Raw genomic sequence first — 24,956 nt, 5'->3', positions numbered from 1 at the left:
AAGGGTTTCTTTCGTGTGCAAGACGGTTCGCTCTTGTTAGATTTGGCTGGTCGGCAATCGTACTGCCCCGTGCCTACCGGGACATCCCCACATCCATGGCCCTCATCCAATACCTCACCCAGATCCAGTTCGAATTCGGCGCGATCAAGCTGCTGTCCAGCGAATGCGCGCGCATCGGCATCAACCGTCCGCTGATCGTGACCGACGCCGGCGTGCGCGCGGCAGGCGTGCTGCAGAAGGCGCTCGACGCCATCGCCGACCTCGAAGCCTCGGTCTTCGACCAGACGCCCTCCAACCCCACCGAAGCCGCGGTGCGTGCGGCAGTGGAGCTCTATCGCAGCGGCCGCTGCGATGGCCTGATCGCCGTGGGCGGCGGCTCCGCCATCGACTGCGCCAAGGGCGTCGCCATCGCGGCCACGCACGAGGGGCCGCTCAAGACCTACGCCACCATCGAAGGCGGCTCGCCGCGCATCACCGAGCGCGTTGTGCCGCTGATCGCGGTGCCCACCACCAGCGGCACGGGCAGCGAAGTGGCGCGCGGCGCGATCGTCATCGTCGACGACCACCGCAAGCTCGGCTTCCACAGCTGGTTCCTGATGCCCAAGGCCGCGATCTGCGACCCCGAGCTCACGCTGGGCCTGCCGCCCAAGCTCACGGCCGCCACCGGCATGGACGCCATCGCGCACTGCATGGAGACCTTCATGTCGGCCGCGTTCAATCCTCCAGCCGACGGCATCGGCCTTGACGGACTGGAGCGCGCCTGGGGCCACATCGAACGCGCGACGAAGGACGGCAGCGACCGCGAGGCGCGCCTGAACCTCATGAGCGCCTCGATGCAGGGCGCGATGGCGTTCCAGAAGGGCCTGGGCTGCGTGCATTCGCTGAGCCACAGCCTGGGCGGCGTCGATCCGCGACTGCATCACGGCACGCTCAACGCCCTCTTCCTGCCCGCGGTGATCCACTTCAATTCAGGTGCCGAGTCAGTGCAGAAGGAACAGCGCCTGCAGCGCATGGCGCAGGCCATGCACCTCGATTCGGCCGGCGATCTCGGCGATGCGATCCGCGACATGAACTCGCGCCTGGGCCTGCCCAGGGGCCTGGCCGAGGTGGGCGTGACGCCCGCGATGTTCGAGCAGATCATCGACGGCGCCATGGCCGACCATTGCCACAAGACCAACCCGCGCCTGGCCACTCGCGGCGACTACAGGGCCATGCTCGAAGCCTCGATGTAAGGCTCGCGTAAGAGGCCTGTAAGGGCTTCTTCTACACATTGTTTCAGTGACCGTTTCAGACGGTGTTTCAGAGGGAAAAGACGCTGTTTGACGCCCCTCACGTCATTTATGTGACATAAGGGATTTCTAGACTGTCACCGAAGGTTTCTCAACCGCAGAAATCCAAGGGTCAGGGGAAGTTCCGAATGCAGCGTACCGTCCAAGTTCACACTGTCCTGAGCACAGAGCAGCTCAAGTTCCGCTCGATGCGGGGACAGGAAGGACTCTCCCAGCTCTTCGAGTTCGAGGTGGACATGGTCAGCAGCAGCTTCAGCCTCGATCTGAAGCAGTTGCTCGGCACTTCGCTCACGCTGGAGCTGGCCGACGAAGGCGGTCCGCGCTTCCTCAACGGCACCGTGGTGCGCTTCGAGCTCGTGGGCCGCGCCAACGAAACCGGCCGCCACTACATCTACCGCGCGCTGGTGCAGCCATGGCTGTGGTACCTCACGCGCACCACCGACTGCCGCATCTTCCAGAACAAGAGCGTGCCCGAGGTGCTCGACGAAGTGCTGGGCAAGTACGGCTTCCAGTTCGAGAAGCGCCTCACGGGCAGCTACCCGAACTGGGAATACTGCGTGCAGTACCAGGAAAGCGACTTCGCCTTCGTGAGCCGCCTCATGGAGCACGAAGGCATCGCCTACCACTTCGAGCACAGCAACGGCTCGCACCTTCTGGTGCTGGCCGACGACTCGGGCAGCTACAAGCCGCTGCCGGGCCACGCCAGCATCACATTCCGCCCGCGCGACCGCGTCGTCAACGCGCTGGAGCCCTGCATCGACCAGTGGCGCGTGACCGAGCAGATCACCTCCGGCCGCGTGATGCTCGACGACTTCGACTTCAGGAAGTCGCGCGCCTCGCTGCAAAGCGTGCAGCAGGACCCCAAGCCTCACGAGCACTCGACCTACGAGGTCTATGAATGGCTCGGCGGCTACACCGAGCACCAGCAGGGCGATGCATACGCCAAGATCCGCCTGCAGGAGCTGCAGTGCGCGCACGAGCTGGCCTCGGGCCACACCAACGTGGTGGGCATGGCGCCTGGCTATCTGTTCGAGATGACGCACTGCCCGCGCGAATCGGACAACCGCGAGTACCTCGTCACCGAGACCCGCTACGACCTGCAGGAGCCCGAGTACTCGACCGGCGGCAGCAGCGAATCGGTGTGCGAGTTCGACTTCACCGTGCTGCCCTCCTCCGTGCCCTACCGCCCCGCGCGCAAGACGCCGCGCCCACGCACCAACGGCCCACAGACCGCCACCGTGGTCGGCCCCGAGGAAATCTGGACCGACCGCTTCGGCCGCGTGAAGCTGCAGTTCCGCTGGGACCGCTACGGCCAGTCGAACGAGAACAGCTCCTGCTGGGTGCGCGTGTCCAGCAGCTGGGCCGGCGCCAACTACGGCACCATGCACATGCCGCGCGTGGGCCAGGAAGTGATCGTCGATTTCATCGGCGGCGAGCCCGACCGCCCCATCATCACCGGCCGCGTCTACAACAGCGACCAGATGCCGCCGTGGGAGCTGCCCGCCAACGCCACGGCCAGCGGCATCCTCACGCGCTCCAGCACCGGCGGCGCGGCCAACCAGGCCAACATGCTGCGCTTCGAGGACCGCACGGGGGCCGAGCAGATCCTGCTGCATGCCGAGCGCAACCTCGACGTCGAAGTGGAAGCCGACGAAACCCACACCACCGACGGCACCCGCACCACGCTCATCAAGGACCACGAGTCGGCCACCTACCAGAACGGCGAGACGCGCGACATCACCGCCGGCGCCAGGGAAACCATCACCGGCGGCGACACCCGCAGCGTGACTGGCGGCTTCACCGAAACCGTGACCGGCGGCGTGAACCAGACCATCTCGGGCGGCAAGACGCGCATGCTCAGCGGCGGCCTGAACGACACCATCACCGGCGGCGTAAAGCTGGCCATCACCGGCGGTTTCCACGGCACCATCGACGGCAAGGAAATCCGCTTCGTCAGCGACGGCCGCAACGACACCATCAACACGTCGAACGACGTGCTGGTCAACGGCCCCTCCACCACCACGGTGACCGGCCCCACGGTGCATACCTCGCCGGACGTGACCTTCAACACGACCAACCACATCCACAACACGACGCAGCACGTCATCAACACCAACGTCTACAACACGACGTCGAACACGTACAACAACCTGACGGTCAACTACACCAACAACTCCGCCACCTACACCAACAACTACTCGAAGAGCAGTGACTGGAGGTGGTTCCGCCTGGGCGGCATCGGCCTGAACATGGACGTCTCGGGCGTCTCGATGAGCGTGCTGGCCGTGCGTACGGCTGCCATGGGCGTGCAGGCGCAGGCCATCGGCGTGAAGATGGAGGCCGTCGGCGCGGAGTGGAAGAACAAGGCCATGTCGCTGGGGGATGCCGGTGCGCTCATCCAGCTGGTGGGTACGGAGATCAAGACGGGCGGCCTGCGCGCCGGCATCCAGGCGCTCAAGGTCCTGCTCTGAGGCGTGGAAAGCGTGCTCGAGATCGTTCTGTGGGGAGTGTTCGGCATCGTCAGCCTGGGCGTGATCGCGCTCGCCGGGATCGTGCTTTCGATATCGCTGATGAGCCATCGCGCCTATGCCGAGGAAGGCCGGCTGTGGCAGCAGTTGCAGGCCGACGGGCGCCCGCTGCAGGGCGTCGCGGTTTCCGTGCTGCGCTCGCCCAGCGGCTATTCCCGGCGCGGTCCCGTCGGACAGCGGATGACGGCCGTGCAGCTGGGCGTCGCCTACACCGATGCCGCAGGCATCGAGCAGCAGACCACCTTGCGCACGCTCATCGACGAGGACCTGCTGGCCCACTTCTCCGCGGGCCGGCCCGACATTCATCTGCTGCAGGACCCACGAGACCCGTCACGGCTAGCCATCGACCGCACGCGCACACCGCTGGTAATCCGCGGCGCAAGGCGCTGATCCAGCCGTGAAGACCATCAAACCCCTGCGCCTGAGCGTCCTGACGCGGCCCTTCCTGCGCGGGCAAAGCCAGCGTTTGGCGATCACCGTGATCGGCATGCACACCCTCGGCGAAGGGGGCGTGCTGCTGCCGGAGACGGAGCTCTGGAAGACCGTCTCCGCCGAAGTGGGAAACCAGTCCGCGATCGATCTCGGCATTCCCAAGCTGCGGCCCGAGTTCCTGGTGAGCGGCCAGGCCTACACCTGCCACCAGCAGGACAAGACACGCTGCGCGGTCGACCTGCGCGTTGGCGGCTTGCGGCGCCAGTTCCTCGTTTCGGGCGACCGCTACTGGCTGGACGGCCGCGCCACCGAGCCGCAGGCCTTCGACACCATGCGCCTCGACTGGCAGCACGCGTTCGGCGGCCCCGGCTTTGCCGCCAACCCCGCGGGCATCGGTTACGCACCCGAGATGGTCAACGGCCTGCTGGTGCAGCGGCTTCCCAACGTCGAGCGCCCGGGCCATGGCATGGACCGCCCCGACCGGCGTCCGGCCCCGGCCTGCCCGGGTGCGATGGACGTCGATCTGCCCGAGCGCATGAAGCTGCTGGGAACGGACTACGGCGACCAGTGGCGCGAGACGCTCTATCCCGGCTTCGCGCGCGACATGGACTGGCAGTTCTTCAACGCAGCGGCTCCGGAACAACGCTGGAGCGACGAACTGTCCATCCCCGCGGCCGCGCCCTACGAGATCTGGAACATGCACCCGGAGCATGCGGTGCTGCGCGGACGGCTTCCGGACCTGCGCGCACGCGGCTTCGTGGCAAGAAAGTCCGCGCAGCCACTGGCGCTGGAAGAAGTACCGCTGCGGCTGACCACCGCCTGGTTCTTCCCGCATGTGGCGCAGGTCATGCTGATCCATCACGGCGAGACGCTCATCGCCGAAGACGATGCCGCGGACATCACGCACGTCATGCCGGCGATGGAGGCGGCAGACAGCCCGCCGCGCCCCCTCTCCCACTACGGGAAGGTCTTCGAGAACCGCTGCAACCTCGAGAAAGGCGCGATCCATGCGCTCCTCGACGAGGAACTGCTGCCGGCCTCGGCCATCGGCCCCTGGCTGGACCAGATCGACGCGCGCGAATCGATCCTGGCAAGGAACATAAAGGAAAAGGGCGAGCGCCTGCGCGCCGAACTGACGGCGCGCGGCCTGGAGGCCGGCCACAAGCCGCGCCATTTCCGGGAACGCCCCCTGCCGAAGCCTTTCGACAAGATGCCCACGCTGGCCGAGCTGCCCGAATTCATCGAGAAAACGCGCGCCTACCAGCGCGAACAGGAACGCAAGCTGGAGGAAGCCAGGCAGGAAGTCGCGAAGGCGGCCCGCGACAACGCATCCGAATCGCGCAAGGCGGGCTTCGACAGCAGCCGGATCATCGAAGAAAGCCAGAACGCGCAGCTCAAGGGCCCACCGAAATTCGAGGCCGAAACCATCGTCAAGGGGCTGGGCGGCATCGCCGCGGCCACGGGCACCCCTGCCATGAGCGCCGCCGAGCATGCCGAGCTGCAGGCCCTCGGACAGCGGGGCCAGAAGGACATGCTGGCGCTGTACCGCATGGGGGCCCACCACCAGGCCGCCGCCGACCCGATGGCCGCCGAACAGAATGCGCAGGCGCGCGAACGCGTGCTCGCCGCCATGGCCTCGGACCGCGATCTGTCCGCCATGGATCTGACGGGCTGCGACCTGTCGGGCCTCGATCTGCGAGGCGCCCGCATGCACCAGACCTTGCTCGAAGCCGCCCTCCTCCAGGGCACCCGCCTGGATGGCGCCGACCTGAGCCAAGCGGTGCTGGTGCGCGCCGACCTGCGCCAGGCCTCGTTGACGGGCTGCAACCTAGAGCGCGCCAACCTCAGCCTCGCCCGCTGCGAGAACACCAACTTCGCGAAGGCCCGCTTCGAGCGCACGCAGATGGAAAAGCTGCGCCTCGACGGCTGCTGTCTCGACGAAGCGACGTGGAGCCATCTGCTGCTGCAGGGAATCGAGCTGGTCGATTGCAGCCTGCGGCGCGCCGACCTGAGCTACTTGAGCATGGCCGAACGCTGCCGGCTGGCGCGCTGCGACTTCGGCGAGGCACGCCTGGAAAAGGTGCTGTTCGTGCAGGCCGAATTCGAGTCGGTGGATTTTTCCGGCGCTGCCATCGAAGCCTGCAGCTGGGCCCACACGCCGCTGCACAAGGGCATCCGGTTCAGGCAAGCCCTGCTCAAGACCACCAGCTTCGTCGGCACCACCGATCTTCGCGAGGCCGACTTCGAAGACGCCACGCTGGTCCATTGCACCTTGCGCGAGCTGCCGCTCGATGGTGCGAACTTCAGGCGGGCCACGCTCGACACCTGCGATTTCTCCTCCGCGTCGCTCAAGGGCGCGGACCTGCGCGCGGCCGCGGCGCCCGACAGCCTGTTCATCCGCGCCGATTTCACGCGTGCCTCCCTGCGGCTCGCCAATCTCATGAATGCCAACCTCCAGAAGGCCTGCCTGGTCGATGCCGACCTGGGCGAGGCCAACCTGTTCCGTACCGATGTCGCCCAGGTCCTCATCAGCCCCGGCACGCTCACCCTGGGCGCCCACATCGACCAGATGAAGACACTGCCCCGGCGCCCCGAGGCGGGCAGAGCGTGAACGCCGAGACGCTGGCAGCCCAGGTCCGCAATGGTGAGCCGATCCGCGAGAAGGACTTCAGCGACATGGACATGAGGGGCATCGACCTGCGCGGCGGCGTGTTCAGCGAATGCAGCTTCCGGGGCATTCAGGCCGATGCCGCGCAGCTGGGCGAATCCATCTTCGAGAAATGCCGCTTCGACCAGTCGCGGCTGCCGGCGGCAGAGCTGACGCGCGCCGCCTTCCACGAGTGCAGCCTGCAGGGCGCGGTGCTGGATTCGGCCTCCATGCCGCATTCGGTTTTCAGCGGCTGCACGCTGTCGGGCGTTCGGCTGGAAGAGGCCTTCATGGACCAGGCGAACTTCCACCAGAGCAAGCTGCACAACGCCTGCCTGGACCATGTCAGCCTCGAAAAGGCCGTGTTCTCCGAGTGCGACCTGACGGGCGCGTCCTTCAATGGGGTGGCCTTCTCGTCGACCATCTTCTTTCGCGCAACGCTGACGGGCACGCGCTATGCCGGAGCCAGTTTCACGAACGCGATCTTCAGCGAAGCGGATCTTGCGGGTCAGGACTTCTCCGGCCAGCAGTTCCACCTCTGCCAGTTCATCGATGCGGTGCTGACGGCGTGCCGGTTCCGCGATGCTCGCCTCACGCAGTGCAACTTCAAGGGCGCCGACCTGCGCAACGCGGTGCTGGCAGGGGCGCAGGCCATGCAGTGCCTGTTTCCCGAGGCCGACCTGCGCGGCGCCGATGCGCGGCGTGGCCACTTCCAGAACAGCATCTGGGTCGACGCCCACCTCGACGGCGTGGACTTCTCGCAGGCGCAGCTTGAGCAAGGCGTCTTCCATCGCGCGCACTGCGGGCAGGCCTCATTCGCCGGCAGCCGCCTGGACTACGCCGATTTTTCCTACGCCTCGCTGGTGCAGGCCGACTTCCGCGACGCCGCTTTCCTGCGCACCGTGTTCCATCGCGCCGACCTGGACGGCACCAGGTTCAGCACCCGCCTGGGTACGCTGGACCGCGACCCTGCGCTGCACGAAGCCGAGAAGGTGACGTTGGAGCAGCCCGAGCGCGCATCCCGCCTGGACCGCGACGTCCATGGCCGCCGCCCCAAGAAAGACAACCCATGACCTCCACCCGGACCACCGCCGGCGACACGTTCGCCGCAGCACACCATGCAACGCAAGGTGTGCTGGATCCGCTGATGCAGCGCCCTTCCAATGCGGCGCGCGCGGACTCCGGCACGCGGACCGCGACGGTGATCGCCGGCGATGGCGACCTCTGGTTCGAGGTCGGCCTCGACGACGGCCAGGGATCGCTGCGCTGCCGACGCGTTGCCAGCTGCCTGCTGCTGCCTGCGCCGGGCGATACGGTGCTGATCACCTCGACCCGCCAGGGCGAGAGCTTCGTCATCGCGGTGGTCGTCCAGGCCGACCCGCGGCAGGCGACGCTCGCCGTGGACGGCGACCTGACGCTGGTGTCGCGCTCGGGCGGTATCCGCGCACATAGCGCCGGCCCCATGGCGCTGGAGTCGGACACCTCGATCGCCATGCAGTCGCCCGAGTGGCGCGCCCAGGCCCGGCAGGCCCATTGCGAGATCGGTGAGATGGACTACCGGGGCTCCCGCATCCGCTTCAGCGTGCTGGTGTCGCGCTTCGTCGGGCGCGCCTGCGAGGTGGTGCTGGATCGCCTCAACCTGCTCACCCGCTCGAGCTTCCGCCTGACCGAAGAGGTCGAACAGGTGCGTGCCGGCCAGCTCGACATCCAGGCCGAGCAGACACTGCGCCTGCATTCGAAGAACACGCTGCTGACCAGCAAGGGGCTGGTCAAGGTCGATGCCGAGCAGATCCACATGGGTTGACCCGAAGGAGCCGTTGCCATGTTCGCCAATGCACAGATGATGGGCGTCGATCTCGCCTTTCCCGATGTCTGCAAGACGCCGCCGGCGCTGCCGATTCCCTATCCCAACTTCGCGCTGGGACCGACCGCCATCCCCAACGCCTGGAACATCCTCTACGGCGGCACGCCCGCGCACAACCTGGCGACCGTGACGCCCATCACCAACGGCGACAACGCCGGCGTGCTGATGGGCGTGGTGTCGCAGACGGTGATGGGGCCTTCGCGCCACATCACCGGCGCCTTCACCGTGCTGCTGAAAGGCACGCCGTGCACGCGCATGACCAGCCTGTCGGTGCAGAACCGCTGCAACATCGTCGGCATGCGGATCGTGCCCAGCCAGTTCAAGGTGCTGGTGCTGGCGGCCTGATCCTGAGCGCCGGCGGCGCTCGCCGAATCAGGGAGTCGCGATGCACTTCCAGGCGCTCAGCGACTGATTCGCCGGAATTTCTCCCGTCGCGTTTCTCGCGAGCGACGGCGAACCGTGGCGGGCCTGGTCGTCATGCACCCAGTTGTCGAGGTCCGCAACGGCATTCCAGGCCAGTTGCAGCGGCGTCAGTCCCAGCCGCTTGAGCAGGGAGTTGGTGTTGTAGAAGCCGTGGCTGTAGTCCTCGATGAAATAGGCGCGCACCGAGCCCTTGATGTCGCCCGCCGTCACCTTGCCGCCCGAGGGCAAGGCCGCCAGCTTGCTGACGAACTCGCCGGCCTGGGTGCAAGGCACCAGGAAGTCCGACGTGCCCTGGTAGATGATGATTTTCTTGCCCTTGCCGCCCGCCTTCCTCTGGCTTGCGGCCTCGTCGAAGAACGCAAGGAGTTCGCGCGGCTGCACGTTCCAGACGGGCGCGAGCTCGTCGAGCAGCCTGTTGTAGCCGTCATAGTCCGCGCCGGACTCGATCGCCACGTCCGCCAGATGCCGCGAGACCGCACCCAGCCCGTCGCTCAGTGTCTGCTGCGATACCTGCTGGCCGAAGAGGCTGGTGATCATCGCCGAGGCGCTGCTCCAGTTGACCACCCAGTCGTTGACCACCGCGGGCACTTCAATCGTCTTGAGCAGATTGGTCTCGTCCACGGGCGGCGCTCCGGCGACGATGCCGTCGTAGGCGTCGGGCCAGTTCGCCATGGCCTTCAACGCCTGCCGGCCACCGGTGGAAATGCCGACGAAATAGGTGTCTGCCGGCTTGCTGCCCGTGAGCTTCTTCAATAGATAAAGCCCGACGTCCAGCGATTTCTTGATGGAGTCTTGCCCGAAGTTCTTCACCATTTCCTGCTTCGCCACGTCGCTGAGCTTCCTGCCGGCCTGCACGAATTCGGGGTCGAAGGATTTGCCCGAATCGCCGACGCCTGCGTCAGCGAGGATCACCGCGTAATTCGACAGCGCAATTCCCTGCAGCGAGGGCGAATACTGCAGATTGGTCTGAATGCCGTTGGCGACCACATCGCTCTTCCAGGCGAATCCGCCGCCGCCGAGCTGCACGAATTTGCCGTTCCATTGCGACGGGACATAGATCTGGAAATTGATGTCTGGCACGCGGTAGCTCGGGTCCTTCACCGCCGGATCGACGCCGCCCGGAGAAGTCGGCTGGATCGTTCCCTTGACCAGGCAATAGGCCGGCAGCGCGAGCCAGACCTGCTCGACGGACGTGACCGTGAAGCCGCCCGTCCGGGGCGAAGGAAAGCGGGTGCCGCGGAAATCGTCCAGCACCGCATCGGCATATCGGGAGCCATTCAGCTGGTTGGAGCAGGTCCTGATGAGCGTGCCGGAAATATCGTTGGCCGCGTGTGCCGACGAAATGAACGCTCCGCACGCCATTGCCAGGAGGAATGGCCGAAGCAGCCGCCGCGACCACCGTGTTGCTCCATGAAAGCCGGAAATCTTCGTCTTGTTCAAGATTTGTCTCCAGGGTATCGATTTGGATTTCACAAACCCACCGCTGCCGCTTCTTGTTGCTGATTCAGCGCGGATGGACCCGTGCCTTCTTTTGAGGCAGTGAAATTCTCGATTGCCCTGCAGTGGGCCGCACTATCCGTGCAGCGCCATCCGAATGACCTTCCGGACCTCGAAAGCCTTCTTGAAAGACCGGATTACCGTGAAAGCGCTGCTGCGCCTGCTATTCGGCTTTCACGCCCGCGGTGCGGATCACCTTTCCCCATTTCGCCGTTTCGGAGGTAATGAACGCATCGAATTCCTCCGGCGTGCTGCCCGCCGCAATGGTGCCCATCGCATCCAGCTTGGCGCGCGTGTCGTCGCTCCTGATGATGCGCGCCACCTCTTCCGACATGCGCTTGACGATGTCGCGCGGCGTGCCCGCCGGCGCCAGCATGCCGGCCCAGGTGCTGCCGGTGAAGCCCGCGAAACCCTGCTCGATGAAGGTCGGCACATCGGGCGCCGCCGCCAGCCGCTTGTCGCCCGCCACGCCGATCAGCCGAACCTTTCCGGCCTTGGCCTGGTTGATGAGGCCCGTCGGCGCAAAAGCTGGATCTGCCCGCCCATCAGGTCCGTCAGCGCAGGCACCGCTCCGCGATACGGGATATGGATCATGTAGGTCTGCGTCAACGACTTCCACAGCTCGGTGGTCAGGTGCGCGGCCGAGCCGTTGCCCGAGGAGCCGAAGCTCACCTTGCCCGGATTGGCGCGCGCATAGTCGATGAGCTCGCGCGCAGTCTTGAAAGGCGCATCGACGTTCACGGCCGCCAGCAGCGGCGACACGCCCATCAGTGAAACGCCCGTCAGGTCCTTGCGCGGGTCGTAGGGCAGCTTGGGGTACAGCGTGGTGTTCGCCGCATAGGCCGCGATGACGACGCCGAATGTCGTGCCGTCCGGTACCGCCTTGGCGATCGCATCGACGCCGATCAGGCTGTTGGCGCCCGGCTTGTTGTCGACCAGCACATGCTGTCCCAGCTTCGTCTGCAGCCCGACCTGCACCAGCCGCGCCATCTGGTCGGTGAAGCCGCCGGGCGTGTACGGAACGATCACGCGGATCGGCTTGGTGGGCCATGCGGTCTGCGCGAAGGACGGCAAGGCGAGGCTTGCGGCGGCGGTGGCGAGCGTGAAGCGGCGGCGGGACAGCGTGGCTTGGGACATGGCGGCGAAGGCTCTTTCGTTGCGTCGTTTCGGGAATGGACCGGGCCATTCTCGAAGCGCCATCCGCCCATCCGGTCAGGGTTTGCCCGGCACCGCCAGCGGCAACCTCATATCGAACCGCGCCCCTCCCCCGCTCTCGTTCGCCGCCTCGATCCGCCCGCCATGCGCGTGCACCACGGCCTGCGAAAGCGCCAGCCCGAGGCCCAGGCCCGGTGTCTTCTCGTCCGAGCGTGCCGTCGCGCCCCGGTAGAAGCGCTCGAACAGGTGCGGCATTTCATCCCCGCGTATGCCGGGGCCGCTGTCGGCCACGGTGATGACGGCCTCGTTCGCCTCCGCATCTGCGCGCAGGCTCACGCGAACGGTGGTGTCGGGCGGCGAGAACTTCAGGGCGTTGTCGAGCAGGTTGGCCAGCGCGAGGCTGGCCGCGCCACGGGCGAAACGCGCAGCCACGGGCGGCGCGGGGGCCAGCGACAGGGCAAGGCGCCGCTCGCGCGCCAGCGGTTCGAGGCGCCTCAGGGCCTCTTCGGCGAGCTGGTTCAGCGACACCGTTTCCACCGCGTCGCGCTCCTGGCCGGCGTCGAGCCGGGCCAGCACCAGCAGTTCTTCGACCAGCAGCGTGAGCGACTCGACCTCCTCCAGCGAGGAGCGCAGCGTTTCCACGTATGCGGCCGGTTCGCGCGGCCTGCGCAGTGCCAGCTCGAGTTCGGTGCGCAGGCGCGACAGCGGCGAGCGCAGCTCGTGCGAGGCATCCGACGTGAAGCGCCGCTGCGCTTCCATGCCCTGCTCGATGCGCGCCAGCATGTCGTTGAGCGTGTCCACCAGCCGGCCGATCTCGTCGCGCGTGCCGGGGTGCGGCAGCCTTTCGCCGAGGTTCGCGTCGCCGATGCGGTGAGCCTGCCGCACCACGTCGTCGATGGCGCCGAAGGCACGCCGGGTGATGAGCGCGCCCGCTGCGCCCAGCGCCAGCAGCAGCGCTCCGCCGAGGATGATGAACAGCGCGCTGGCCATGGCCACGGTGCGGTTCACGTCGTCCAGCGAGCCGGCTACCTGCACCGCGAGCAGCGAGGCGCGGCCCGGCACGGGCACCGAGACCATGCGCGTGGGTTCCTCGCCGTAGCCGTCGAGCGTCTCGAACACGGTCTCGCCCGCCGCGAGCCGTTCGCGCAGCGCGGCCGGAATGGGCAGTTGCGCCTCGCCGAGGTTGCTGCTGCGCGCGAGCACGCGGCCATCGGCATCGACGATCTGCACCAGCCGGTCGAGCCGCACGAACGAGGGGGCGCCAGGGCCTGGCGGGGCCTCGTGGACGATGACGGTGTCGCCCTCGCCGGCCGACAGCAGCATGCCCATTTCGGTCTCGGCCAGCGCGAGCAGTGCGGCGTCGAGTTCGCGGTGCACGTTGCGCGAGAACACGAGGTACGAGCCGAAGGCGGCGACCGCCATCACCACCACGATCACGCTGACGTGCGCCAGCGCCAGCCGCTTGCGAAAACTAAGCATGCGCGACGCTTCCGCCGCCGTTGGCGCTGCCGTCGTCCGCCAGCGCCAGCCTGAAGCCGCGCCCGCGCACGGTCTGGATCAGCGGCGCGGCCGGCGGCGCATCGACCTTGCGGCGCAGGTTGCTGATGTGCACGTCGATCAGGTTGTCGATGGCGATCAGGTCGTCCTTCCACACCTGCTCGGCCAGGCGCGAGCGGCTGACCACCTCGCCAGCGTGGCGCAGCAGGATCTGCAGGATCGCGAACTCCTTGTGGGTCAGCTCCAGCACCATGCCGCCGCGCAGCACGCGCTGGCTCATCGGATCTAGGCTCAGGTCGGCCAGCGCAAGCACCATCGGGCGCACGAGCTCGGAGCGGCGCAGCAGCGCGCGCACGCGTGCCAGCAGTTCGTCGAAGGCGAAGGGCTTGGTCAGGTAGTCGTCGGCGCCGGTGTTGAGGCCGGCCACGCGGTCGCTCAGCGCATCACGGGCGGTGAGCATGAGCACGGGCGTCTTGCAGCCGCGCTGGCGCAGGTCGCGGCACAGGGTGAGGCCGTCCTTTCCGGGCAGCATCCAGTCGAGCACGATCAGGTCGTAGGCGACGACGAACGCCTCCTCGTCGCCCTCCTCCGCCGTGTGCACCACGTCGACCACGAAGCCCTCTTCCTGCAGGCCCCGGGCCAGCAGCCGCGCGGCCTTGCGGTCGTCTTCGATCAGCAGAATTCTCATGGCGCGGATCATGCCGCGTGTTCCTGACTTCCGGCCATCGGGGCCGCCGAAGGCCGATCCTGAAGATTTCTTCAGGATTTCTTGGGGGCTTCTTCAGGCGCCATTTCTTACGCTCCCCGGCAGGAGACGGGAGCGGATCGAGGGCATGGGAAGGCGTCCCGTGCACGGCGCGCCCGTCCCGCGAGATCCGTATCGTGATGAAGAAGAAATCCCTCTACCAGATCACCCCCGCGCGCATCGTCTTCGGCGTGATGACCTGCGCGGCCCTGTGCGTCGATTCCTTCGACAGCACCGCCCATGCAGCCACCCCGGTGGCCGCCGCTCCTGCGCCGATGCTTGTGCGCCAGGGCAACCGCCTGAGCGTGCCCGCCGGCTCGCCGCTGCGCGATCGCCTGCTGGTCGCCACGGTCGGCCAGGACACGCTGCCGCACGAGGTGAGCCTGCCCGCCACGGTGGAAGCCAATCCGGCCAATACCGCCAACATCCTGCCGCCGCTGACCGGCCGGCTGCTCGAGCTGAAGGTGCGCCTGGGCGACACCGTCAAGCGCGGCCAGGTGCTTGCGACGATGAGCTCGCCCGACCTCGCGCAGGCCGTGGCCGACGCGCAGAAGGCTCGCGACGCACTCGACCTCGCGCAGCGCGCGCTGGTGCGCGCGCGCGGCGTGAACGAGGCAGGCTCCAACGCCGCGAAGGACGTTGAAGCCGCCAGCAGCAGCGTCGCCCAGCAGAAGGCCGAGCTCCAGCGCAGCGAAGCGCGCCTGCGCAGCCTGGGCGCGGACGCGAGCGGCGCCCAGGCCGGCCAGGTGCTGAAGATCGTCGCGCCGACGTCCGGCACGGTCACGGCGCTGAACGCGGCCGCCGGCTCCAGCCTGAACGACGCCAACGCGGTGCTGATGACGGTGTCGAACCTGGATTCGGTCTGGGTCACGGTCAACGTGCCCGAGGGCGTGGTCGGCACGGTCGCGCCTGGGCAGAACGTGGTGGTCACGCTGGCGGCCTACCCGGGGCGCAGCTTCAGCGGCAAGGTGGCCTTCGTGAGCGCGGTGCTCGACGCGGACACGCGCCGCGCCCGCGCGCGCATCGTGTTCGCCAACCCCGAAGGCATCTTCAAGCCCAACATGTACGCGACGGCCGTGCTGGGCGTGCCGCAGGGCGCGCAGCCGCAGGTGCCGGCATCGGCGCTGCTGATGAACAACGACAGCGTGAGCGTCTTCGTCGAGGCCGAGCCCTGGACCTTCGTGCGCCGCACGGTGGAGCTGGGCCGGGAAGACGGCGACAAGGTTCGCATCCGCAGCGGCCTGGCCGCCGGCGAGCGCGTGGTGGTCCGTGGCGGTGTGCTGCTGAATGATTAATCTCATCATCACCCAGTTCTTCCGCCGCAGGCACCTGGCCTGGGCGATGTCGGTGGCGCTCGTGCTCTTCGGCGCGTGGTCATGGACGCAGATGACGGTGGAGGCCTACCCCGACCTCGGCGACGTGAACGTGCAGGTGACCACGCAGGTCAACGGCCTGGCCGCCGAGGAGATCGAGCAGCAGATCACCACGCCGCTGGAGCGCGCGCTGAGCAACACGCCGGGGCTGGCCTCGATCCGCTCGAGCAGCACCTTCGGGCTGTCGCTGATCACGCTGACCTTCAAGGACGGCACCGACGACTACTTCGCGCGCCAGCGCGTGACCGAGCGCATCGGGCAGGTCAGCCTGCCCTCGGGCGCGCAGCCCGGCCTGGGGCCGGTGGCGGGGCCGGCCGGCGAGATCTACCGCTACACGCTGGAGTCGGACACGAAGAACCTGATGGAACTGTCGGAGCTGCAGCGCTGGAAGGTGATTCCCGCGCTCAAGCAGGTGGCGGGCGTGGTCGACATCAACAACTTCGGCGGCTTCACCCGCGAGTTCCAGCTGGAGCTCGACCCGGCGCGCCTGCAGAAGTACGGGCTGGTGCTCAACGACGTGGTCACGGCCATCAACAACAACAGCGCCAACGCCGGCGGCGGGCGCATCGCGCGCGGCGACCAGAGCTACGTGGTGCGCGGCATCGGCCAGATCCGCACGCTGGACGACCTGGGCACGGTGGTGGTGGCGCAGAGCAACGGCTCGCCGGTGCAGGTGCGCGACCTGGGGCGGCTGCAGTTCGGTCACCAGGAGCGCGGCGGCATCCTGGGCAAAGACACCAATCCGGACACCATCGAGGGCATCGTGCTGATGCTCAAGTACGAGAACCCCTCGCGCGTGCTGGAGGGTGTGCACAAGAAGATCGACGAGCTGCAGGCCGAGCTCGCGCCCATGGGCGTGAAGATCGTGCCCTACATCGACCGCGACGACCTGGTGAAGCTCACCGTCGACAAGGTGACGCACACGGTGCTCGAAGGCATGGCGCTGGTGTGCTTCGTGCTCATTCTTTTCCTGGGCAGCCCGCGCAGCGCGGTGGTGGCTGCCGTGGCCATTCCGATGTCGCTGGTGACGGTGTTCATCGTGATGCACTTCACCCGCATGCCGGCCAACCTGTTCTCGCTGGGCGCGATCGACTTCGGCATCATCGTGGACGGCGCCATCGTGGTGATGGAGGCCATCCTGCGGCGCCGGGAAGAAGAACCGCACGCCACGCTCACCGAGGGCAACATCCTCGAGACGGTGAGCCATGTGTCGGGGCCGATCTTCTTCGCGACGCTGATCATCATCACGGCCTACTTCCCGCTCTTCGCCTTCGAGCGGGCCGAGGGCAAGCTGTTCAAGCCGATGGCCTTCACGGTCGGCTACGCGCTGGTGGGTGCCCTGCTCTGCGCGTTGACGCTCATTCCGAGCCTGGCCTACGTGGCGCTGCGCAAGCCGAGCAAGCCCTTCGTCAACAAGCCGCTGGTGTGGCTCACCGGTGCGTACCGGCGGGTGCTGGCGCGGCTGCTGGAGGTGCCGGCCATCGCCTACGGGCTGAGCGTGGCGGCGCTGGCCGCGGTGGTGGTGCTGGGTGCCACGGCCGGGCGCGAATTTTTGCCCGACATCGACGAAGGGGCGTTGTGGCTGCAGGTGCAGCTGCCCTCGGGCCTGTCGCTGGACAAGGCCAGCGAGATGGCGACCGAGCTGCGGCACGTGCTGCTCGAATACCCGGAAGTCTCGTACGTGGTGACGCAGCTGGGCCGCAACGACGACGGCACCGACCCGTGGACGCCCTCTCACATGGAGGTTCCGGTGGGCCTAAAGCCTTATGGCGAGTGGCCGGCCGGGGTGAAGAAGGCCGACTTCGTGCGCACCCTGACCGAGCGCTTCGCGCGCATGCCGGGCTTCGACGTGGGCATCAGCCAGCCCATCATCGACGGCGTGAACGACGCCGTGGGCGGCGCGCACAGCCCGCTGGTGCTGCGCATCTACGGCGACGACCTGAAGGAAAGCCGGCGCATCGGCAACCAGATCGTCGACTTGCTCGAAACGGTGCGCGGCACGGCCTCGGCGTCGCTGTTCCAGGAGCCGCCGATTCCGCAAGTGGTGATCCAGCTCAACCGCGAGGCGGCGGCGCGCTTCGGCGTGAACGCGAACGACGTGGCCAGCCTGATCCAGACCGGCATCGGCGGCGCGCCCGTCATCACCGTGTACTCGGGCAACCGCACCTACAACGTGTCGGTGAAGATGCCCAGGAGCGCCAAGGGCAATACCGAGGCCATCGGTTCGCTGCTGCTCAACAGCTCCAGCGGGGCCAAGGTGCCGCTCGCGCAGGTGGCCGACATCCGCCTGCAGACCGGCGAAAGCACGATCTCGCACGAGATGAACGAGCGCCAGATCACGGTGCGCGTGGACAACCGCGACCGCGATCTCGCCTCCTACCTCGACGAGGCACGCGAGCGCATCGCGAAGGAAGTGAAGTTCGACCCCACGAAGTTCCGCCTGCAATGGGCTGGCCAGTTCGAGAACCAGCAGCGCGCGCAGGCCCGGCTGAGCGTGTCGCTGGCCATCGTGGTGAGCATCATGGCGGTGCTGCTGTTCTTCCAGTTCGGGAAGATCCGGCAGGTGGCGCTGATCCTCGGCGTGGTGCCTATGGCCACGCTGGGCGGGCTGATCGCGGTGCACGTGGCGGGTGAAACGCTCAACGTGGCAACGGCCGTGGGCTTCATCGCGCTCTTCGGTGTCTCGATACAGAACGGGATCATCATGGTCGCGAACTTCCGCCGCGTGCGCGGCGAAGGCCTGGAGCTGCAGGCCTCGGTGCTCGAAGGCGCGACCGAGCGGCTGCGGCCGGTGCTGATGACGGCCACGGTGGCGTCGGTGGGAATGCTGCCCGCCGCACTTGCCACCGGCGTGGGCACCGACGTGCAGCGCGGGCTGGCCACGGTGGTGGTCGGCGGGCTGGTGGTGTCGACGCTGCTGACGCTCTTCATCCTGCCCACGCTGTATTTCGCGATGGAACGCGTGTTCGAACGCAAGGGCTGGGGCACGCGCTCGCGGCGCGACCGTTAGGAAAGCAGAACAAGCAATGACGACGAAGAAGACAAACCTGGCGACGCCCGTGGCGGCCGGCATCGCGGCGATGCTGCTGGCCGGCTGCGCGGTCGGCCCCGACTACGCCCGCCCGCAGCTGAACCTGCCCGAGCAATACACGCCCGCGCCACCTGCAAGCAAGGAAGCCGAAGGCGTGCCGCTGCCGCGCCTCTCGCCCGAACTCGACGTGCCGGCCCAATGGTGGCAGGCCTTCCGCAGCGAGCCGCTGAACGCGCTGGTCACGCTGAGCCTTGCCGGCAACCCGACCATCGAGGCGGCCGACGCCGCCCTGCGCGCGGCGCAGGAGAACGAAGCCGCCGATCGTGCCGCCTTCTGGCCCAGCGTGGCGCTGGGCTACTCGCCCACGCGGCAGCGCGTGGCCAGCGCGGTGGCGAGCCCGGTGTCGTCCAACGCGAGCCTGTACACGCTGCACACGGCGCAGGTGACGGTGTCGTACACGCCCGACGTGTTCGGCGGCACCCGCAGGCAGGTGGAAGGAGCAGAGGCCGGAACCGAGCTGCAGCGCTTCCAGAACCTGGCCGCGAAGCTCACGCTCAGCAGCAACGTGGTGACCGCCGCGATCACCGAAGCCTCGCTGCGTGCGCAGCAACGCGCCACGCTGACCATCATCGCGAGCCAGAAGGAGGTGCTGCAGGCCTATCGCAAGCAACTGACGCTGGGCCAGGTTGCGCCGGCCGACGTCGACGCACAGGAAGCCGCGCTGGCCGCCACCGAGGCCACGCTGCCGCCGCTGGACCGGCAACTGGCGCAGCAGCGCAACCTGCTGGCCACGCTGGCGGGCCGCTTCCCGAGCCAGGGCGTGGAGGCGCGGTTTGATCTGGATGCGCTGCAGCTGCCGACGGAACTGCCGCTGACCCTTCCTTCCAGCCTGGTCGAACACCGCCCCGACGTGCGTGCTGCCGAAGCGCAGTTGCAGGCAGCCAGCGCCGCCATCGGCGTGGCGGTCGCGGCGCGGCTGCCGAACGTGACGCTGGGCGTGAACTCGTACGGCTCGTCGGCCTACAGGCTGGCGGACCTGTTCAAGTCGTCATCGCTCTTCTGGACAGTGGCCGCGAGCGTGACGCAGCCCATCTTCGACGGCGGCGCGCTCAAGCACCGCGAGGCAGCCGCGCGTGCCTCCTTCGACCAGGCAGCCGCGCAGTACCGCGCGACGGTGCTCGCCGCCTTCCAGGACGTGGCCAATACGCTGGAAGCCATCGATGCCGACACCCGCGCGCTGCAGGCGGCGGTGAAGGCCGAGCGCACGGCTTCGCAGAGCCTGGCGCGCACGCAGGCGCAGGTGCGGCTGGGCGATGCCAGCGCGCTCTCGCTGCGCATTGCCCAGCAGGCCCAGCAGCAGGCACTGCTGAATCTCGTGCAGGCCCGCGCGCTGCGGCTGACCGACGCGGCCGCCCTCTTCCAGGCGCTGGGCGGCGGCTGGTGGAATGCGCCGCAACCTGCCATCGTCTCGTCTTCTTCCATTTCTCCCGCATCGCCATGAACATCATCCGCCACGACATGGGCCCCCGCTTCAGCGAGATGGTGACCGTCGACCTGGGCGCCGCGCGCCTGCTGTACCTCTCGGGCCAGGTGGCCGAGAACCCCTCGCTCGACATCACCGGGCAGATGCGGGAGATCCTTCGCCACATCGACCGCCTGCTCGCCACGCAGGGCGCGACCAAGCAGGACCTGGTGAGCGTGACGATCTACCTGCGCACCGTGGGCGACTACGCCGCGATGAACTCGGTGTGGGACGAATGGGTACCCGCCGGCCACACGCCGGCGCGCGCCACGGTGGGGGCGAAGCTGATCGACTCCGAATACCGCGTCGAGATCCAGGCCACGGCGGTGATCGCTGCGACAGGAAAGGTGCCGTGATGCGCGCAGTCCTCCTCTGGGCGCTGATGCTGGGCGGCTGCTCGGCCTTCGACGCGCATTCCTTCGACCGCTCAGCAGGCTGGCGGGCCGCGCAGGTCGTCAGCGTCGGGCACGCGAGCGATCTGGTCGCCACGGCCGATCGCGATTGCGGCGCGGATGGCGGTGCCGCCGCACCCTATGCCGTGGTGCGCTACCGCAACGGCGGCGTGCATTCGCGCTCGATCGGCACGGGGCGATGGCCCGCGGGCGCCGAACTCAAGGTCGGCGACGCGGTGGAAGTGAACATCCTCGACTGCGCGGCGCCCCTGGCGCTGGCGGCGCCGGTGGGTCAGAGCGGCAGCAGCTCGGGCACGCCGTCGCGCTGAAGCCAGCCTTCGAACTCGTCCGACAGCCGCCGCGCCTCGCGCGTGGCATGGCCCCATGCGGCGATGCGCGCCTGGGCGTCGTTCGCGAAGTGAATGAAGTCCTTGCGATCGGGCAGCTTGCCGTTGGGCAGCGTGCGGACCCATTCCGGGTCGGGCGCGAGCACCACCATGCGGTCGAGAAAACCGCTGGCCTTGTGGCGCCAACGCAGGCCCTTGTCGAGCCAGCCCGGCACCACCGCCTGCTGGAAGTGCGGGTACAGCACGATGCCCTCGTCGGCGGGCTGGTAGTCCAGGTGCAGGTGGTAGTCGGTGATGCCGCCGTCCCAGTAGGCGCCGCGCGGCGCGCCGGGAATGTCGTGCACCGCCGCCAGCAGGAACGGAATGGAGCACGAGGCCTGCAGCACCATGTTGAAGTTGGCCTCGCTCAGCGCGTGCTGGCGCGTGCGGAAATCGCGCGTGGCAAACGGCAGGGCCGCGCCCGGCGTGGAGAACACGCAGCGCTCCAGCCACGCGCCCAGGCTCTTGCGACGCAGGCTGTTGGTGGCGAAGGCGCCGAGGTAGCCCACCGGCGTGCGCGCCCTGCCCTCGCGCCCGAGGATGTGGCGCCCGCGCGATGTCACCACATGCAGCCGGTATCGCGGATGGCTCAGCACCTCACCGATGCGCCCGCCGTAGAAGGCTTCGAGGCTCTCGGCGAAACGCTCGCTGAGCTGGCGCGGGCTGAGCTTCTTCTGTCCCGGCGGCACCTCGAACTGCTGGTGCACGTAGTCGTGCTCGAAGCGCTCGAAGGCGGCGTCGGAGCCCGACAGGCAGGCCGTCGACAGCCGCCACGCGCCGATCGACGCGCCCACCAGGTGCACCTGCTGGCTCGACTGCGGCAGCCAGCGCCCGAAGATGAACCGGTCCAGCGGCCCCAGGATCAGCCCCTTCGGCCCGCCGGCCGCACCGGGAATGGTGCGCACGTCCTGCGGGCGCAGGCCGTGCTGCTCGATGTGCTTGCGGGCCGCGGGGCCGGCGTAGATGCGCAGGGCTTTCATGCTTTCGCCTGCTCGAATGGGTTCAGCACCTCGACACCGAACCCTGCGAAGTCGCTGACGTTGCGGGTCACCACGGTCAGCGCGTGCTGCCTGGCGGTAGCCGCGATCATCGCGTCCTCGTACAGCGTGTCCGAACTGCGATGCATCAGCTTCGCCCAGAGCCTGAAGGTTTCCGCATCCATCGGCAGCACGTTGTACGACGCGGCAACCATTGCCGCCCATTGCTCGATCTCGTCGGCCTTGGCTGCGTCCTGCTCGCGCGTGAGTTCGATGCCGGCCTGGATCTCTCCGAGCGTCACCGCGGAAAGATGCAGGTCGCTGTCTGGGATGGGGGCGATCCACGCGAGCACCGCGCCATGCGGGCGGGGTCTGCGGAGTTCGGAAATAACGTTCGTGTCCAGCAGGTACATGCCGGCCTCAGCGCATTGGCGCGATGCGGCGCCTGCGCGCGTTGCCGCGCTGCGGAACCAGGAATTCGGTGCGGGCTTCTGCCGAAAGCAACAGATCCTTGAGCGAGGGCTTGGCGGTGGCGTGCAGGCGCCGCCATTCCGCAGCCGGAACGAGCACGGCAGCTTCGGCGCCGCGCTTTGTCACCATCTGTGGCCCGTCGACCAGACAAGCCTCGAGAAATTCGCTGAAACGCGCCTTGGCGTCCTGTACTGGCCAGGTTTTCATGGCAGACCACCCATTCAACTAGTTAGATGACTAGTTTAATGGGTGGGCGACCGCTTGGCAGGCCCTACTTGCGAAGCCCCTGCAGCTTGGCAAAGGCATTGGCCATCTGGCCGGACGGCTGCGGCGAGTTGTCGCGGCGCCCGTGCTGCTGCTGGCCGCGTCCTGCGCCCTCGAAGCGGTTGTCTCGCGGGCCGTCTCGGCGGGCCGGGGCGGCGTCGAGCTTCATCGACAGGCCGATGCGCTTGCGCGCCACGTCCACTTCCATCACCTTGACCTTGACGATGTCGCCGGTCTTCACGACCTCGCGCGCGTCGTTCACGAACTTGTGGCTCAGCTGGCTCACATGGACCAGGCCGTCCTGGTGCACTCCGAGGTCGACGAAGGCGCCGAACTGAGCCACGTTGCTCACGGTGCCTTCGAGCACCATGCCCTCCTTCAGGTCGGCGATGTCTTCCACGCCGTCGTTGAAGCGCGCCACCTTGAAGTCGGGGCGCGGGTCGCGGCCGGGCTTCTCGAGTTCGCCCAGGATGTCCTTGACGGTGATGACGCCGAACTTCTCGTTGGCGAAGAGCTCGGGCTTCAGCGTCTTGAGCATGTCGGCACGGCCCATCAGCTCGGCGATGGGCTTGCCGGTCTTGACGATGATCTGCTCGACCAACGGGTAGGTTTCGGGGTGCACGCCGGTGATGTCCAGCGGGTCGGCGCCGCCGCGGATGCGCAGGAAGCCCGCGCTTTGTTCGAAAGCCTTGGGGCCGAAGCCGGTCACGTCGAGCAGCTGCTTGCGGGTGGAGAAGGCGCCGTTGGCTTCGCGCCAGCGCACCACCGCCTTCGCCACGCTCGAAGACAGGCCCGACACACGGCTGAGCAGCGGCACGCTGGCGGTGTTGAGGTCTACGCCCACCGAGTTCACGCAGTCTTCCACCACGGCCTGCAGGGTGCGGGCGAGCTCGCTCTGGTTCACGTCGTGCTGGTACTGGCCCACGCCGATGCTCTTGGGGTCGATCTTCACGAGCTCGGCCAGCGGGTCCTGCAGGCGGCGCGCGATGGAGGCTGCGCCGCGCAGGCTCACGTCCACGTCGGGCATTTCCTGCGAGGCGAATTCGCTGGCGGAGTACACCGAGGCACCGGCCTCGCTCACAACCACCTTGTCGACCTTCAGCTCGGGCGCGCCAGCCTGCGCGGCCATCTTGGCCAGCAGCTTGATGAGGTCGGCGGCCAGCTTGTCGGTTTCGCGGCTGGCGGTGCCGTTGCCGATGGCGATCAGGTTCACGCCGTGCTTGGCGCACAGCTTGCCCAGCGTGTGCAGGGAGCCTTCCCAGTCCTTGCGCGGCTCGTGCGGGAACACGGTGGCGGTCTCGACCAGCTTGCCGGTGGAGTCGACCACGGCCACCTTCACGCCGGTGCGGATGCCGGGGTCCAGGCCCATCACCACGCGCGGGCCGGCGGGCGCGGCCAGCAGCAGGTCGCGCAGGTTGTCGGCGAAGACCTTGATGGCGACCTTCTCGGCGTCTTCGCGCAGGCGGGTGAACAGGTCGCGCTCGGTGGACAGCGCCAGCTTCACGCGCCAGGTCCAGGCCACGCACTTGCGGATCAGGTCGTCGGCCGGGCGGCCCGAATGGCTCCAGCCCAGGTGAAGCGCGATGCGGCCTTCGGCGATGCTGGGCTTGCCCGGCTCGGGCTCCACGGGCAGCACCAGCTTGGCGTCCAGGATCTCGAGCGCGCGACCGCGGAACACGGCCAGCGCGCGGTGCGAGGGCACGCGGCCGATGGGCTCGTCGTACTCGAAGTAGTCGCGGAACTTGGCGACGTCGGCGTTGTTCTCGTCCTTGCCGGCCATGAGGCTGGAACGCAGCAGGCCTTCGCTCCAGAGCCATTCGCGCAGGCTCTGCACCAGCGCGGCGTCTTCGGCCCAGCGCTCGGAGAGGATGTCGCGCACGCCGTCGAGCACGAGCGGCACGGTGGAGAAATCGGGGCCCGGCTTGCCGTCGTCCAGCGTGGTGGCGGGCTGCAGGAAGGCCTTGGCTTCGGCGGCGGGGTCGAGCGTGGGGTCGGCCAGCAGCTTGTCGGCCAGCGGCTCGATGCCGAACTCGCGGGCGATCTGGCCCTTGGTGCGGCGCTTCTGCTTGAACGGCAGGTAGAGGTCTTCCAGCTCCTGCTTGGTGGGCGCCAGCTCGATGGCGGCGCGCAACTCGGGGGTCAGCTTGCCCTGCTCGTCGATGGCCTTGAGCACGGCAACGCGGCGGTCCTCGAGCTCGCGCAGGTAGGAAAGACGCGCTTCAAGTTCGCGCAGCTGGGTGTCGTCGAGGCCATCGGTGGCTTCCTTGCGGTAGCGGGCGATGAATGGAACCGTGGCGCCCCCGTCGAGCAGTTCGACGGCGGCCTTCACCTGGTTCTCGCCGACCTTGATCTCGACGGCGAGCTGGCGAATGATTTTCTGCATGTCTTGAGCGCGTCCCTGGCAAAGCGCGGGAGTTTGCCATAGGCGAAGGCGGCATCAGGTCCGGGTAACCCGGCGGGCGT

General features: G+C 67.8%; 19 protein-coding genes and 1 pseudogene. 12 read left to right on the top strand and 8 right to left on the bottom strand.

All coding sequences use genetic code 11. From position 1 onward, the window contains the following. Positions 1-95 precede the first annotated feature (95 nt). The 7 genes from AC1VNX_RS17260 to AC1VNX_RS17230 all read left to right on the top strand — a co-directional run bounded on the left by AC1VNX_RS17260 (position 96) and on the right by AC1VNX_RS17230 (position 9,105). Positions 96-1,232, top strand: coding sequence for an iron-containing alcohol dehydrogenase (locus AC1VNX_RS17260; protein ID WP_483157793.1), 1,137 nt, complete (start codon positions 96-98; stop codon positions 1,230-1,232). A gap of 185 nt (positions 1,233-1,417) precedes the next feature. Next, on the top strand, positions 1,418-3,760 hold the full coding sequence (locus AC1VNX_RS17255; RefSeq protein WP_483157792.1) for a type VI secretion system Vgr family protein: 2,343 nt from the start codon (positions 1,418-1,420) through the stop codon (positions 3,758-3,760). 12 nt (positions 3,761-3,772) lie between these two features. Beyond that, entirely contained in the window at positions 3,773-4,207 is a 435-nt protein-coding gene (locus tag AC1VNX_RS17250; RefSeq protein ID WP_483157791.1) for a hypothetical protein, read from the top strand. 7 nt (positions 4,208-4,214) lie between these two features. Then, positions 4,215-6,860, top strand: a complete 2,646-nt coding sequence (locus AC1VNX_RS17245; RefSeq protein WP_483157790.1) for a DUF2169 family type VI secretion system accessory protein — start codon at positions 4,215-4,217, stop codon at positions 6,858-6,860. Next, complete coding sequence (locus AC1VNX_RS17240) at positions 6,857-7,969, top strand: pentapeptide repeat-containing protein (RefSeq protein ID WP_483157789.1); 1,113 nt, start codon at positions 6,857-6,859, stop codon at positions 7,967-7,969. Before AC1VNX_RS17245 ends, AC1VNX_RS17240 begins: the two co-directional genes overlap by 4 nt. After that, positions 7,966-8,700, top strand: coding sequence for a DUF3540 domain-containing protein (locus AC1VNX_RS17235; protein ID WP_483157788.1), 735 nt, complete (start codon positions 7,966-7,968; stop codon positions 8,698-8,700). The genes AC1VNX_RS17240 and AC1VNX_RS17235 overlap by 4 nt, the downstream gene beginning before the upstream one ends. An 18-nt stretch (positions 8,701-8,718) precedes the next feature. Beyond that, entirely contained in the window at positions 8,719-9,105 is a 387-nt protein-coding gene (locus AC1VNX_RS17230; protein ID WP_483157787.1) for a DUF4150 domain-containing protein, read from the top strand. A 27-nt stretch (positions 9,106-9,132) separates the two neighbouring features. On the opposite strand, the gene AC1VNX_RS17225 is transcribed toward AC1VNX_RS17230, so the two are convergent. From AC1VNX_RS17225 to AC1VNX_RS17210, 4 genes and pseudogenes are all read right to left on the bottom strand, one after another. Further along, positions 9,133-10,623, bottom strand: coding sequence for a tannase/feruloyl esterase family alpha/beta hydrolase (locus tag AC1VNX_RS17225; protein ID WP_483157786.1), 1,491 nt, complete (start codon positions 10,621-10,623; stop codon positions 9,133-9,135). 220 nt (positions 10,624-10,843) lie between these two features. Then, positions 10,844-11,817 (bottom strand): annotated as a pseudogene (locus tag AC1VNX_RS17220) (tripartite tricarboxylate transporter substrate binding protein). Between the two features lie 75 nt (positions 11,818-11,892). Continuing rightward, positions 11,893-13,314, bottom strand: a complete 1,422-nt coding sequence (locus AC1VNX_RS17215; RefSeq protein WP_483157785.1) for a sensor histidine kinase — start codon at positions 13,312-13,314, stop codon at positions 11,893-11,895. Then, positions 13,307-14,020 carry a response regulator transcription factor gene (locus AC1VNX_RS17210; protein ID WP_483157784.1) on the bottom strand — a complete coding sequence of 238 codons (714 nt, stop codon included), beginning with the start codon at positions 14,018-14,020 and terminating at the stop codon, positions 13,307-13,309. Before AC1VNX_RS17210 ends, AC1VNX_RS17215 begins: the two co-directional genes overlap by 8 nt. 197 nt (positions 14,021-14,217) lie before the next feature. Between AC1VNX_RS17210 and AC1VNX_RS17205 the strand changes: the two genes are divergently transcribed. Genes AC1VNX_RS17205 through AC1VNX_RS17185 form a run of 5 tightly spaced genes read left to right on the top strand, consistent with a single transcriptional unit; the run spans position 14,218 to position 20,724 of the window. Next, complete coding sequence (locus AC1VNX_RS17205) at positions 14,218-15,372, top strand: efflux RND transporter periplasmic adaptor subunit (RefSeq protein WP_483157783.1); 1,155 nt, start codon at positions 14,218-14,220, stop codon at positions 15,370-15,372. After that, a complete protein-coding gene (locus AC1VNX_RS17200) occupies positions 15,365-18,460 on the top strand; it encodes an efflux RND transporter permease subunit (RefSeq protein ID WP_483157782.1) in 3,096 nt (1,031 codons plus the stop codon). Before AC1VNX_RS17205 ends, AC1VNX_RS17200 begins: the two co-directional genes overlap by 8 nt. A 16-nt stretch (positions 18,461-18,476) precedes the next feature. After that, complete coding sequence (locus AC1VNX_RS17195; RefSeq protein WP_483157781.1) at positions 18,477-19,982, top strand: efflux transporter outer membrane subunit; 1,506 nt, start codon at positions 18,477-18,479, stop codon at positions 19,980-19,982. Further along, on the top strand, positions 19,979-20,359 hold the full coding sequence (locus AC1VNX_RS17190; protein ID WP_483157780.1) for a RidA family protein: 381 nt from the start codon (positions 19,979-19,981) through the stop codon (positions 20,357-20,359). Before AC1VNX_RS17195 ends, AC1VNX_RS17190 begins: the two co-directional genes overlap by 4 nt. Further along, a complete protein-coding gene (locus AC1VNX_RS17185; protein WP_483157779.1) occupies positions 20,359-20,724 on the top strand; it encodes a hypothetical protein in 366 nt (121 codons plus the stop codon). Before AC1VNX_RS17190 ends, AC1VNX_RS17185 begins: the two co-directional genes overlap by 1 nt. On the opposite strand, the gene AC1VNX_RS17180 is transcribed toward AC1VNX_RS17185, so the two are convergent. From AC1VNX_RS17180 to AC1VNX_RS17165, 4 genes are all read right to left on the bottom strand, one after another. Then, positions 20,688-21,761 (bottom strand): phospholipase, encoded by a 1,074-nt coding sequence (locus tag AC1VNX_RS17180; protein ID WP_483157778.1) that lies wholly within the window; start codon positions 21,759-21,761, stop codon positions 20,688-20,690. The two genes, AC1VNX_RS17185 and AC1VNX_RS17180, sit on opposite strands and share 37 nt — an antisense overlap. Further along, the gene (locus AC1VNX_RS17175; RefSeq protein WP_483157777.1) at positions 21,758-22,171 is read right to left on the bottom strand and encodes a PIN domain-containing protein; all 414 of its coding nucleotides are present in this window, start codon (positions 22,169-22,171) and stop codon (positions 21,758-21,760) included. The genes AC1VNX_RS17180 and AC1VNX_RS17175 overlap by 4 nt, the downstream gene beginning before the upstream one ends. 7 nt (positions 22,172-22,178) lie before the next feature. Beyond that, positions 22,179-22,436, bottom strand: a complete 258-nt coding sequence (locus AC1VNX_RS17170) for a type II toxin-antitoxin system Phd/YefM family antitoxin (RefSeq protein ID WP_301511294.1) — start codon at positions 22,434-22,436, stop codon at positions 22,179-22,181. Positions 22,437-22,500: 64 nt separating this feature from the next. Beyond that, complete coding sequence (locus tag AC1VNX_RS17165) at positions 22,501-24,876, bottom strand: Tex family protein (RefSeq protein ID WP_483157776.1); 2,376 nt, start codon at positions 24,874-24,876, stop codon at positions 22,501-22,503. Positions 24,877-24,956: the final 80 nt, after the last annotated feature.

The sequence above is a fragment of the Variovorax sp. TLI9-5A genome (assembly GCF_056867935.1).
This window is presented reverse-complemented; position numbering and strand designations above follow the sequence as displayed.